This is a genomic window from Ensifer sp. GW821-FHT05G01 (genome assembly GCF_059419585.1).
The window spans coordinates 302,718-314,869 of sequence record NZ_JBWKSC010000004.1 but is presented as its reverse complement, the minus strand read 5'-3'; the positions used below and the strand labels follow the sequence as shown (position 1 = coordinate 314,869).

Annotated in this window: 10 protein-coding genes; 5 read left to right on the top strand and 5 right to left on the bottom strand. The window is 62.4% G+C overall.

The features are described from left to right. Window positions 1–557 precede the first annotated feature (557 nt). Window positions 558–1,985 (bottom strand): L,D-transpeptidase family protein, encoded by a 1,428-nt coding sequence (locus AC07UR_RS12715; protein ID WP_209790688.1) that lies wholly within the window; start codon window positions 1,983–1,985, stop codon window positions 558–560. Between the two features lie 168 nt (window positions 1,986–2,153). Here AC07UR_RS12715 and AC07UR_RS12710 point away from each other — a divergent pair, with 168 nt between their 5' ends. The 3 genes from AC07UR_RS12710 to AC07UR_RS12700 all read left to right on the top strand — a co-directional run bounded on the left by AC07UR_RS12710 (window position 2,154) and on the right by AC07UR_RS12700 (window position 3,870). Further along, window positions 2,154–2,993 (top strand): DUF4432 family protein, encoded by an 840-nt coding sequence (locus AC07UR_RS12710; RefSeq protein WP_209790689.1) that lies wholly within the window; start codon window positions 2,154–2,156, stop codon window positions 2,991–2,993. A 78-nt stretch (window positions 2,994–3,071) separates the two neighbouring features. Further along, window positions 3,072–3,410 (top strand): protein tyrosine phosphatase family protein, encoded by a 339-nt coding sequence (locus AC07UR_RS12705; protein ID WP_025427758.1) that lies wholly within the window; start codon window positions 3,072–3,074, stop codon window positions 3,408–3,410. Between the two features lie 106 nt (window positions 3,411–3,516). Next, window positions 3,517–3,870: a cupin domain-containing protein gene (locus AC07UR_RS12700; protein WP_209790690.1), complete on the top strand. Its 354-nt coding sequence runs from the start codon at window positions 3,517–3,519 to the stop codon at window positions 3,868–3,870. Window positions 3,871–3,953: 83 nt separating this feature from the next. On the opposite strand, the gene AC07UR_RS12695 is transcribed toward AC07UR_RS12700, so the two are convergent. Genes AC07UR_RS12695 through AC07UR_RS12685 form a run of 3 tightly spaced genes read right to left on the bottom strand, consistent with a single transcriptional unit; the run spans window position 3,954 to window position 7,588 of the window. Next, a complete protein-coding gene (locus tag AC07UR_RS12695; RefSeq protein WP_209790691.1) occupies window positions 3,954–5,600 on the bottom strand; it encodes a thiamine pyrophosphate-binding protein in 1,647 nt (548 codons plus the stop codon). Between the two features lie 44 nt (window positions 5,601–5,644). After that, the gene (locus AC07UR_RS12690) at window positions 5,645–6,598 is read right to left on the bottom strand and encodes a DMT family transporter (RefSeq protein ID WP_209790692.1); all 954 of its coding nucleotides are present in this window, start codon (window positions 6,596–6,598) and stop codon (window positions 5,645–5,647) included. A 12-nt stretch (window positions 6,599–6,610) separates the two neighbouring features. Beyond that, window positions 6,611–7,588: an alpha/beta fold hydrolase gene (locus tag AC07UR_RS12685; RefSeq protein WP_209790881.1), complete on the bottom strand. Its 978-nt coding sequence runs from the start codon at window positions 7,586–7,588 to the stop codon at window positions 6,611–6,613. A 216-nt stretch (window positions 7,589–7,804) separates the two neighbouring features. On the opposite strand from AC07UR_RS12685, the gene AC07UR_RS12680 reads away from it, so the two are divergent. After that, window positions 7,805–8,551 (top strand): ribonuclease T2, encoded by a 747-nt coding sequence (locus AC07UR_RS12680; RefSeq protein ID WP_173420632.1) that lies wholly within the window; start codon window positions 7,805–7,807, stop codon window positions 8,549–8,551. Between the two features lie 117 nt (window positions 8,552–8,668). Further along, window positions 8,669–10,318 (top strand): energy-dependent translational throttle protein EttA, encoded by a 1,650-nt coding sequence (gene ettA, locus AC07UR_RS12675; RefSeq protein WP_173420631.1) that lies wholly within the window; start codon window positions 8,669–8,671, stop codon window positions 10,316–10,318. 495 nt (window positions 10,319–10,813) lie between these two features. Here ettA and AC07UR_RS12670 read toward each other — a convergent pair whose 3' ends face one another. Further along, complete coding sequence (locus AC07UR_RS12670; RefSeq protein WP_210264398.1) at window positions 10,814–11,746, bottom strand: ribose-phosphate pyrophosphokinase; 933 nt, start codon at window positions 11,744–11,746, stop codon at window positions 10,814–10,816. Window positions 11,747–12,152: the final 406 nt, after the last annotated feature.

The window sequence follows — 12,152 nt, the reverse complement described above, 5'->3', positions numbered from 1 at the left end:
GTGGTCCGCCGCACCGGCCCTATTGGTTCCGATGAAAATAGCCTGACCAAGAAGTCCCTGGGCAGACAGGGCCATTTTCAACGCAAGCATGTCGGTGTCACTCCCCCAATTGGGTGACGCAGTGCACAAAAAGCTGCGATTTCAAGGGATTCGCGAGGGATTCAGGGGTGTTGGAGATATCCGCGCCGAGGCACCGACTGAGGCGCCGTTGCGCATGTGACGACATAAGGGCTTGGGACGGTGTCGCTCTGTGTCGTCGGCCGATCGCAATGAAGGCTTAGGAAGAGCTGCTTAGGAAGAGCTTAAGGCACCACATTTCTTTGCTTGTCACAGAGGTCCCCAGCAGTTCCGCAGGAACTGCGGGACCATCCCAGGTCTTCGGCATGAAAGGTATTTCGACCTGACGGACGTCAGGTCGCTGGATTCCGGCACAAGGCCGGAATGAGGGAGGCGGGGATGCCTTTTGAGCAAGACGCGCTCTAGACGCTTCTCATGGTCTGACGCCTGGGTAAGGCTCAAGCTCACGGCAGGCCCCAAGATTGCTCAGATATGACGTCTCAGTCGACGAACTCGACCGTGACGCCGACGCTGACCATCTTTGCGAGTTCGGTCGCGTCCCAATTGGTCAGGCGCACGCAGCCGTGGCTCTGGGTCTTGCCGATCTTCGAGGGTTCCGGCGTGCCGTGAATGCCGTAGGTTGGCCGCGATAGCGCGATCCAGACCGTGCCGACCGGGCCGTTCGGCCCCGGCTGCAGCGTCAGGATCTTGTCGTTGTTGCCCTGCTTGAAGTTGATCTTCGGGTTGTACGTGTAGCCGGGATTGAGCGCGATGCGCTCGACATTGACGGTGCCCGATGGTGACGGCGTGTCGGACGAGCCGATCGTTGCCGGGTAGGCGGCGACCAGCTTGTCGGCGGCGTCATAGGCCAGAACCTGCTTGCGGGCCTTGTCGGCGACAATGCGCGCGACCTTTTCCTTGCGGTTTTCGCCGGGGTTGATGACCTTGATGATCGTGCCGGGAATGGTGAAGTCGACGCCCGGGTTGAGCTCGCGCAGATAGGTCTCGTCCATGTGGAACTTCTCGCCGAGCATTTCCGTCGTCGAGGTGAAGGACATGTGCGGCAACATCGCCTTGTGGGCGTAGTCGTCGGGGATCGAGGCGACGTATGGGCCGGAGGCGTCGGCGGCCGTGATGGTGTAGCTGGTGATCGGCAGGCCGCCGTTCATGCGCAGCCGCTCGAGGATGTCTTCGGTATTGTTCGGGTCGAGCGTTTCGCCGGTCGATTGCTGAAAGGCCTCGATCGCCTTGGTGACGTTCGAGCCCATCTTGCCGTCGATGACGCCGGGCGAAAAACCTTCGCGGTCGAGGAACACCTGCAGCGCGGTGATTTCGGCGCGCGACTTGGACTTGACCGAGATGGCCGGCGGCATCGACTGCCTCATCGGCTGGTCGTATTGCGGGTCGATCGCCGCCTGTTCGTCGCCGTCGATCAAGCCGGGCAGGCTGTTGGGCAGTTCGTTGCGCTCGACGGAAGGCGGCACCACGTCGCGATAGGCCGGGTCGCGGTAATCGGGAATGGACCCGGTGACATCGCCGGGCTCGGAATAGCCGTAACCGCGATCGCGGGTGCGACGGTTGGAATAGACGTCTGCTTCCTGCTGGCGCCGATAGGCACCATACCCTTCTGATGGCACGACGGTCGCGACCACATTGCCCCAGTTGTCGACCAGCACGGTGCGGCCGCGACGGTCGCGCATGGTGCGCACTTCGTCGGACCCCGGCATGTAGTCGAGGATTTCGCCTTCCGGCGTCACCAGCATCACGTCGCCATTGCCACGCCGATTGCGGCCGTAGCCTTCCTGAGCAAAGGCGGATGCAAGATCCACGGCGAGGAAGCCGGCTGCGGCGAGGAGCGAGAGGCCGGTGCGGGTCGCTGACGTCACGATAAAACCTGTTCTCATGGTGGTTGATGTGGCGCGGTACATTCCGATTTCGACGTTAATGTGAAAAAAATGAATTCATCATGAATAAGCGGTTAAATTCTATCTAGGCGCAGCCATACCAGCTTTCAACCGATGAAAAACAGCCCCCATCGGCTATCATGTCTTTGTGATCGCTGTGATTCCCGTGGGTTGGAGGTGGAGGGCCGGTGCATGCGAACGAGATTTGATGCACCTGACGACGCACAGGAGAATCACATCCTGTTCGACCGGTCGTCGGCGCTCGACATCGCCGCTTTCGTCGTCGATGGCGTCGACCTTTCACCGGGTGCGGCGATCCCGTCCGATGGCGACCCGCGTATCGACAGGGCGCTTTCCGGCTTTCTCTTCACCTGCGGACCGGAGCACATCCGCCATCCCGAGCCGATTGCCGGTGGCGCAGACGGCGCGCGTTACCCGCTTCACGGTTCACTTGCCGGCACGCCGGTCCAGCACACGCACATGTCTGCGGACAGCACTCTTTGCATCGCGACGGTCGAGGTCAACCTTGCCGATGGTGGGCATGCGCTGCTGGAGCGGCGCTGGCATGTGGACGCCGACCGGCACGAGGTGATGCTGGAAGACAGGCTGACCAACACCGGCGCCCGCGCCTTTCCACCGATGATGATGTACCACCTCAATATTGCCGGCAGGCTGGTCGGAGACAATACCCGGATCATCAGCCCGTCCTTTGCCGAGCGGGAGCGCGGCTGGCGCTTCGGCGAAGGCGAGAGTGCGCATTTTTGCATTCCGGCCGAGGTGGGGGCGGATGGCTGGTCGGATGTGACGCTTGCCCCGCTTGCCGGCGGTAAGCGGCTGACGGTGCGCTTTCGCGCTGACACGCTGCCTTTTCTGCAGATGTGGCGTTGCCAGCGTGGTGTTGCCGATGTCATCAGCATCGAGCCTGCGTCGCATCGGCTGGCCAAGCGGCCGGAGCTCGGCGCTGCCGGTGAGCTGAAACTGCTCGAACCCGGCCAAACGCAGACCTATGCGGTTGCTTTCGGCGTTGCCTGACCCAAGCGTTTGGAATTGACGCCGGCGGGCACCGGGCCTACATCAGTCGCCTCAGGTTTTTTCAAGGGTAAAGCTGCCATGGACATCCGCCCGATCAACGATGAATACTCGGTTTCCGGCCAGATCACGGTCGAGGACCTCGACCAGATCAAGGCGCTTGGCTTCAAGTCCATCGTCTGCCACCGCCCCGATTTCGAGGCACCGGACCAGCCGACCTTCGATTCCATCGCAGCGCGCGCGCAGGAGCTGGGCATCGAAACCATGCATATCCCCGTCGGCCCGATGGGCGTGACGGCGGACGCGGTTCAAAAGATGGTCGACGCGCTCGACGAATTTCAGCGGCCGATGCTCGGCTATTGCCGCTCCGGCGCCCGTTCGACGGCGGTCTTCCAGCAGACACAGCATATTCGCGGCTGAGCCGGCTCTCTGCAGCAGAGGGGCGCATAGCGCCCCATGACGCCTTGCGTCTTCGGGGTTGCCGGCTCGTCCGCGGTTCGAACGGTCGAATGGCGGAGGAGACGGTATGGCGGCAGTACATCTGATTGAGCGCGAGCAGTGGGCTGAAAAACCCGATGTCTGGCAGGGCGAATTCCAGGGCGGCGCCTATGGCGCCGACGTCTCGGTGGTGTTCTTTACCACCGACAAGATCGGCGGCGGGCCGAAGCTGCACCGCCATCCCTATGTCGAGACGTTCATCATTCGCACCGGTCGTGCGCTGTTTACCGTCGGCGATCGCAAGGTCGAGGCCGAAGCCGGCCAGATCGTCGTGGCGCCGGCCAACGTGGCGCACAAATTCGAGAACCTCGGACCCGGGCGACTGGAGACAACCGACCTGCACGTGGCCGGCGCGTTTGCGACCGAGTGGCTGGAGGAGTAGGAAGCTGGATTCCCTGTGACAAGCACAGGAATCCAGCCACGGCGCGTCTGCGCCGTGATTGAACCTTCCAAGCGAGGACCCGCTCAGCCCTTCCTGATCTCGCTCAGCGTGCGCGTCGGGGTGATCGCTTCCGGATCGAGCTTGATCTCGATGATCGCCGGCTTGCCGCTGGCGCGGGCGCGCAGGAATGCATCGGCGAACTCTTCCGTTTTTTCCACCGTCTCGCCGTGGCCGCCATAGGCGCGGGCAAGGGCGGCAAAATCAGGATTGGTCAGGTCCGTGGCGCTGACGCGGCCGGGGTAGTCGCGCTCCTGGTGCATGCGGATCGTGCCGTAGATGCCGTTGTTGACGACGACGGTGATGATCGGCAGGCGGTAGCGCACCGCGGTCGCGAACTCCTGGCCGTGCATCAGGAAGCAGCCGTCGCCGGCAAAGCAGATGACTTCGCGGTCCGGATGCAGATGCTTGGCGGCAACGGCGGCCGGAAGGCCGTAGCCCATGGAGCCCGAGGCGGGGGCCGCCTGCGTCGCGTAGCGGCGGAAGCGGTGGAAGCGGTGCACCCAGGTGGCATAGTTGCCGGCGCCATTGGTGAAGATCGTGTCCTCGGGCGTGTTCGCCTCGATCCAGTTCATGATCGGGCCCATCTGCACGTCGCCGGGGCCGGTTTCCGGTGGTGTCGACCACTTGAGATAGGCTTCGTGCATCGCCCTTGTGCGCGCCGACCAGACCGGTTCGGCTGCCGGCGCAAGGCCTTCGAGGGCGGCAACGAAATCGCGCGGGCTGGCGGCGATCGGCAGTTCCGGGCGGTAGACGCGGCCGAGCTCGGAGGCATCCGGATGCACATGAACCAGCGTCTGGCGCGGGTAGGGGCTATCCATCAGCGTGTAGCCGGACGAGGGCATTTCGGAGAAGCGCCCGCCGATCAGAAGCACGAGATCGGCTTCCTTGATTTCCTTCGCCAGCGCCGGGTTGATGCCGATGCCGACATCGCCGGCGTAATTCGGATGCAGATGGTCGAACAGCATCTGACGGCGGAAGGAGCAGCCGACCGGCAGGCTCCAGCGCTCGGCGAAGCGCTGGAATTCGGCGACGCTGTCGGCAGTCCAGCGCGTGCCTCCAAGGATGGCGATCGGGCGCTTGGCGCCTTCGAGCAGCGCGCCAAGCGTCTTGATCTGGGAGGGACCGGGATGGCCCTCGACCGGCTGGTAGGCCTTTGCAGCCGGCGCATCGGCACTGCGCGTCAGCATGTCCTCAGGCAGCGTCAGCACGACGGGGCCCGGCCGGCCGGAGGTTGCGACCGCAAAGGCGCGGGTGACGAATTCCGGGATGCGGGCGGGATCATCGATCTCGCCGACCCATTTGGCGACTTCGGTGAAGGCGCGGCGATACTCGATCTCCTGGAAGGCTTCGCGCTCGCGCGCCTCGCTCTGCACCTGGCCGATGAACAGGATCATCGGGATGGAGTCCTGCTTGGCGACATGCAGGCCGGCGGAAGCATTGGTGGCGCCGGGGCCGCGCGTGACCATGCAGATGCCGGGCTCGCCTGAGAGGCGGCCCCAGGCATCGGCCATCATCGCAGCGCCTCCCTCCTGGCGGCAGACGACGACATCGATGTCGGTGTCATAGAGCGCATCCAGCACCGCCAGATAGCTTTCGCCGGGTACGCAGGCGATACGCTTGACGCCGTTGGCGACGAGTGCGTCGACGACGAGCTGACCTCCAGTTTTCATGTTTTCCTCCCGATAGTCATTCTTTTGTTTTCAGATTGCTTATTTCAGATTGCCGGCGAAACCGGAGCGATGCTCACGGTCTTGTCGATCCGACGTTCCCGCCAGATGATGTAGAGACCGGAGCCGATGATGATGGAAATGCCCAGCCATTTCAGCGCGTCGGGCAGGTCGCCGAAGACGAGCCAGCCGAAGATCGTCGCCGAGACGATTTCAAGATATTGCAGCGGCGCCAGCACGGAAGCAGGGGCCGAGCGATAGGCATAGACGCCGAGCACGCCCGAGATGGTGGCGGTGACGCCGACGCCGAGCAGGTAGTACCAGGCATTGCCCTCGGGCCAGACCGGATCGAGAACAGCGGATCCGGTGCCTTCGCCCAGCCACAGCAGAACGAGGCAGAAAAGTCCGCCCCAGATGCCGGCATGGAACTGCATCGACCACGGGTCTTCGTTCTGCGCCACCATGCGCGTCACCAGCAGGAACACGGCAAGGCCGAAGGCGGCGACGATCGGCAGCAGCGCGATCAGCCCCACTTCCTGCATGCTCGGCTGGATGACGAGCAGCGCGCCGAGGAAACCGACGGCGCAGGCGGTGTAGCGCCGCCAGCCGATGGTTTCCTTCAGGAAGATGCTGCCGAGGATGGTGAGGATGATCGGCTCGACGAAGAAGATGGCGATGGCATCGGCCACCTCCATCACCTTCAGCGTGGTGATGAAGGAGAGCATGGTGACGACAAGCAGGCCGCCGCGCAGCGCATGCAGACCCGTCTTGCGCCAGGTGAGGTCGAACAGGCTGCCGCGCACGAGCACGATCGGCAGGATGAAAACGACCTGCAGGATGAAGCGCACGGCGGTGATCTGCGCCGAGGGAACGGTTGCGATCGCGAGCTTGGCGAAAATGTCGATCAGCGGCGACAGGAGCACCGAAAGCACCATCAGCGTCAGCCCGAAGGAGATGCGGTCGTTGGAATTGGCGGTCTTGGGGAGGGACATGTCTGCCATGGTGATTTCGGGTCAGGACCTCTTGCCGACGGCGACCTTGTCGGCCGCAGCCTTGGCGGCGGACCTGTCGACGGCGGATTGGCACCAGGCCGCAAAATCCGCGGTCGCCTTCTCACGGCCGATCTCGTTTAGCGTCTCGTGGCGCATGCCCTCGTGAATGGTCACCGACACATTCGTCATGCCGCGCGCTTTCATTTGGCTGCCGAGCCAGCGAATGGCGCCGCCATTTTCCGTCGAGGGGTCGGCGCTGCCGCCGACGAGATGGACGGGCAGGTTGGCCGGCAGGCGCGCCAGCCGGTCTGCGCGGGCGCCGGCAAAGGCGAGCCGCATCAGGTCCAGCCACAGCGATACTGTCGCGTCGAAGCCGCAAAGCGGGTCGGCGATATACTTCGCCACTTCCGCCTCGTCGCGCGACAGCCAGTCGGAATCGGTCTTGCGATCCTTGATCGCCTGACCCCAGGCACCGAAGGTGAGCTTGGAGAGTAGCGGGCTCGGCACATCCGAGCCCTTGAGCGCCTTTTCGATCTTGAGGATCAATTGGCCGCCGCGCCCGGCAATGCCCGGACGGAAATTCGAGTTCCAGACAGCAAGCGCGTCATAGAGATCAGGATCGGTCTCGGCAGCGTTGAGCGCAATCAGCCCGCCCATGGAATGGCCGAAGAGAATGACCGGCAGGCCCGGATGGGCGGCAGTCGCAAGGGCGCGCATCGCCTTGATGTCGGCAAACACCTTGTCGAGTCCATTCCGGTTCGAGAACATCGCAAGCGGCGCATCCGGCGCGCGGGTCGCGCCGTGGCCGCGATGGTCATGGGCGTAGACGTGGAAGCCGTGGGCGGCCATCACTTCCGCGAAACGGGCATAGCGGCCGGAATGTTCGGCAAGCCCGTGGCTGACAAGAACAATGCCGCGCGCGTCGATCGTTGCCGGAAAGTGGCGCCAGCTTAAGGTAGCGCCTGTCGGGCTTTGATGCGTCCTCACCTGCCCGAACATGCCTTCTCCCGGACCAATCGTCAGCTTTGCCGATATCAAATCGATTTGCATGGGAAAGGCAATCGCTGCTTGGTGATCTCTACGCATGAGGTCACAAGCGATTTCCCGGACCTGTAATTACCAGTTGCAATTTTCCCGTTTTGAGCGATATTTGTTCCCGTTTTGTTTTATTGGGAGAGTGTCATGGCATGTTGGAGTAAAGCGATATCAAGTCCAATGACAATTGTTGCGATGGCGCTGGCGATGCTGCTTGCCCCGTCGTCCTTTGCCTTGGCGCAGGAGAAGGTCAACGCTGGAGCGGATAGTGGCTCGTCCCGAACGGACTACGTGCTCGCCGTCAGCTGGCAGCCGGGCTTCTGCGAGACGCGGCCTGAGCGCAAGGAATGCGCCAGCCAGACGGCGGAACGGTTCGATGCCACCAACCTGTCGCTGCATGGGCTTTGGCCGTTGCGCAAGAGCTATTGCGGCGTGGCGGCCGAGATGCGCAGCCAGGACCGCAAGGGTGATTGGCTCGATCTGCCGAAGCTTGCCATGGCTGATGATACCGCTGCGCGGCTGCTGATCGCGATGCCCGGTGTCCAATCCGGGCTCGACCGTCATCAATGGTTGCGCAGCGGAACCTGCCAGGGGGGTACGGTCGACGACTATTTTGCCGCGCAGCTTCGCATGCTCGAGGAGCTCAACCGGTCGGCCGTGGGCGCGCTCTTCAGAGGACGCATCGGCTCAGAGCTCGACGAGACGGCGATCAAGCAGGCGTTCGACCAGAGCTTTGGCCAAGGTGCCGGCGATCGGGTGCGTATGCGCTGCCAGACCGTCGCGGGGCGCAGCGTCATCACCGGCCTGACGATCGGGCTGACTGGAGACATCTCGGGCAAATCCGCCCTCACGCCGCTGATCCAGGCGGCGGGGCCGACGGAGTTCAAATGCGCCAAGGGCTTTGCCGACGCGGCTGGCCGAGGATAGCGGCTGACAAGCCTCACTGGCATGGGATAGGCAGGGGCAAGCGCCTTTGGCGATTGCCCCTTTGCACTAATTCGCCTACATAGCGGGCAAATTTCCTTCCATGCGGAGCTTTCCTTTATGGCACGTCAGTTCATCTATCATATGGCCGGGCTCAATAAGTCCTACGGCGCTAAGAAGGTCCTGGAGAACGTTCATCTGTCGTTCTACCCGGACGCGAAGATCGGTATCCTCGGCCCGAACGGCGCCGGTAAGTCGACCGTGCTGCGCATCATGGCCGGCCTCGACAAGGAATACACCGGCGAGGCCTGGATCGCCGAAGGCGCGACCATCGGCTACCTGCCGCAGGAGCCGCAGCTCGACCCGACCAAGACCGTGCTCGAAAACGCCATGGAAGGCGTCGCCGCCAAGACCGCGATCGTCGAGCGCTACAACGAGCTGATGATGAACTATTCCGACGAGACGGCGGAAGAGGGCGCAAAGCTTCAGGACATCATCGACAGCCAGAACCTCTGGGATCTGGAAAGCCAGGTCGAAATGGCGATGGAAGCGCTGCGCTGCCCGCCTGGTGATGCCGATGTCACCAGCCTTTCGGGCGGTGAAAAGCGCCGTATCGCACTCTGCAAGCTGCTTCTGTCGCAGCCCGACCTGCTTTTGCTCGACGAACCGACCAACCACCTCGACGCCGAGACGATCGCCTGGCTCGAAAAGCACCTGCGCGAATATCCCGGCGCCGTGCTGATGATCACCCACGACCGTTACTTCCTCGACAACGTCACCGGCTGGATCCTCGAGCTCGACCGCGGCCGCAGCATTCCCTACGAAGGCAACTATTCGGCCTACCTGATCGCCAAGGCCAAGCGCATGCAGCAGGAAGGCCGCGAAGAAGCGTCCCGCCAGAAGGCGATCGCCCGCGAACAGGAATGGATCGCCTCCAGCCCGAAGGCCCGCCAGGCCAAGTCGAAGGCGCGTATCCGCTCCTATGACGAACTGGTCAACGCGGCGGAAAACCAGCGTCCTGGTGATGCGCAGATCATCATCCCGGTCGGCGAGCGTCTCGGTCAGGTGGTCATCGAAATGGACGGCGTCACCAAGGGCTATGGCGACCGCCTCCTGATCGACGGTCTATCGCTGAAGTTGCCGCCGGGCGGCATCGTCGGCATCATCGGTCCAAACGGCGCCGGTAAGACGACGCTGTTCCGCATGATCACCGGTCAGGAACAGCCAGACAGCGGCTCGATCCGTATCGGCGACACGGTGCATCTGGGCTATGTCGACCAGAGCCGCGACGCGCTCGACGGCAACAAGACCGTCTGGGAAGAAATTTCCGGCGGCGCCGAAGTCATCAAGCTCGGCAAATACGAAATGAACTCGCGCGCCTATTGCTCGACATTCAACTTCAAGGGCGGCGACCAGCAGCAGAAGGTCGGCAATCTCTCGGGTGGTCAGCGTAACCGCGTTCACCTCGCCAAGATGCTGAAGAACGGCGGCAACGTGCTGCTGCTCGACGAACCGACCAACGACCTCGACACCGAGACGCTGGCGGCACTTGAAATCGCGCTCGAAAACTTTGCCGGTTGCGCTGTTATCATCAGCCACGACCGCATGTTCCTCGACCGCCTGGCGACCCATATCCTCGCCTTCGAGGGCGACAGCCAGGTCGAATGGTTCGAAGGCAACTTCGAAGACTACGAGAAGGACAAGATCCGCCGCCTCGGCCCGGATTCGGTCAACCCGAAGCGCGTCACCTACAAGCGCCTGACGCGCTGACAATCCTGTGCGTCGCGTGAGCCCGGCCTCGCGCGACGCACCCATCTTCTGCAGCATGGGTAGGCGGCAACCGTCTGCGACATTGGGGCGCCGTGCGTCCAGAAGAACGCACCAAGGCTGCGCCAACACTCTGATTCGAGAGCATATTATGGGCCTTCAGAGATTCCGCTTGAAAGCGGGATGCTCAAGGGAGGCATGACGGTGGGTGTCGCGCCACGTGTCGACTTAGAGCGTTTCATCTTTAAACGGAAGCGATTCTGTTGGCTCAAAACGGCCGTTCCACACGAAGGATGGCGCAGAGCGATGCGGACCCATCGGTCAAGCCATCCGACACAGTGGACGGCCGTTTTCAGCCAACCCGAAGGGCCGGATGAATTTCGGCCATTACCGGCGGCGTCCGTCTCGACCGCAGCTTCTGCTGCGCTCTTCGCCAGCCGACTTGGTTCTGGCCGAAATTCCCTCCGGCAGAATGCTTCCGTTTAAAGATGAAGCGCTCTAGCTGAAAAGACTTGAAACGCTTTGTTCTCTCGCCGTCCGGGCCAGGGCCTCGCCTAATAAAGGTGCGATAGTGATGCGTCTTATATTGGGGGTCTGACGTTGAGCTTCGGTTTCGCGAATGGAATCGGTTACCACAAGCTCCTTGAGGCTGCTGGTACCAATGCGTTCGCAGGCACCCTCGGAAAGAACGCCATGGGTGATATAGGCCGAAACCTCCTTGGCACCGGATTTCAACAACGCTTCCGCCGCGTTGATCAATGTCCCGCCACTATCGACGATGTCGTCGATCAGAAGGCAGCTTTTGCCTGAGACATCGCCGATGATGTTCATGACTTCCGATACTCCTACGCGGGGTCGCCGTTTGTCGACGATCGCGAGATCGGTGCCGATGCGCTTGGCGATGGCGCGAGCGCGCGCCACGCCGCCGACGTCGGGCGAAACGACCATTAAATTCTTGGCGTCGTAGTGCTCCTGAATGTCGCGGGTCATCACGGGCGCTGAATAAAGATTATCAGTCGGAATATCGAAAAAGCCCTGAATCTGGTCCGTATGGAGATCGACTGTTATGACGCGATGGACACCTGTGCCCGCGATCATGTTGGCTACCAACTTCGCCGAGATCGGCGTGCGGCCAACGGCGCGGCGATCCTGACGGGCATAGCCGAAGTACGGGATTACGGCGGTGATCCGGCGAACTGACGAGCGTCGCAGCGTATCGGCCAGGATCAGCAGCTCCATGAGATGGCCGTCGGCCGGGGTGCTTGTCGACTGGAGAATATAGACGTCCTCACCGCGCACATTCTCATGAAGCTGAACGTGGACTTCCTGGTCGGCGAAGCGCTTGACCGTGCAATCTGTCAGGGGAAGATCCAAGTGGTTGGCAACGGCTTCGGCAAGGGCGCGGTTGGAGTTACCGGTCACCAGCTTCATGAGCGCGATCCTGTTTCAAGGAGCCTTCGGGAGCAGAAGTTTGCGTCTTCGGCACCTTTAGAGTCTTGCGTGTGGAATCACAACCAAGCGCCTTGCATTTCTTGCGAGATGATCGGTTTGGCTTGACTTAACTACGGGCTTGTCCCGATTGCCGCTTGCGGACCACGACCCTGCTTACGCCGTCGTGTCGAGATCAACCGAATGCAATCCGACGGCGGAGAGCGCGAAAAGCGGTTGACCTCCTGCTGCGATTGGCGAGGCGCCGCGCCCGGCAGGCGCACACAGGCGCACACAGGCGCGCTGCAACGTGTTGACGTGACGCCCGTTTTCCTTCAACCGCATTCGCTTCAAGGCGACAGGGAACAAGGCAGGCCTCGGGCTGCCTCGCAACCCGTGCGCAAGGCGA

Excerpts from the sequence above, each read along its gene's own strand:
- AC07UR_RS12695 (WP_209790691.1), bottom strand. The coding sequence starts at position 5,600 with ATGAAAACTGGAGGTCAGCTCGTCGTCGACGCACTCGTCGCCAACGGC.
- AC07UR_RS12710 (WP_209790689.1), top strand. The coding sequence starts at position 2,154 with ATGCGAACGAGATTTGATGCACCTGACGACGCACAGGAGAATCACATC.
- AC07UR_RS12690 (WP_209790692.1), bottom strand. The coding sequence starts at position 6,598 with ATGGCAGACATGTCCCTCCCCAAGACCGCCAATTCCAACGACCGCATC.
- ettA (WP_173420631.1), top strand. The coding sequence starts at position 8,669 with ATGGCACGTCAGTTCATCTATCATATGGCCGGGCTCAATAAGTCCTAC.
- AC07UR_RS12705 (WP_025427758.1), top strand. The coding sequence starts at position 3,072 with ATGGACATCCGCCCGATCAACGATGAATACTCGGTTTCCGGCCAGATC.
- AC07UR_RS12685 (WP_209790881.1), bottom strand. The coding sequence starts at position 7,588 with ATGTTCGGGCAGGTGAGGACGCATCAAAGCCCGACAGGCGCTACCTTA.
- AC07UR_RS12670 (WP_210264398.1), bottom strand. The coding sequence starts at position 11,746 with ATGAAGCTGGTGACCGGTAACTCCAACCGCGCCCTTGCCGAAGCCGTT.
- AC07UR_RS12700 (WP_209790690.1), top strand. The coding sequence starts at position 3,517 with ATGGCGGCAGTACATCTGATTGAGCGCGAGCAGTGGGCTGAAAAACCC.
- AC07UR_RS12680 (WP_173420632.1), top strand. The coding sequence starts at position 7,805 with ATGACAATTGTTGCGATGGCGCTGGCGATGCTGCTTGCCCCGTCGTCC.
- AC07UR_RS12715 (WP_209790688.1), bottom strand. The coding sequence starts at position 1,985 with ATGTACCGCGCCACATCAACCACCATGAGAACAGGTTTTATCGTGACG.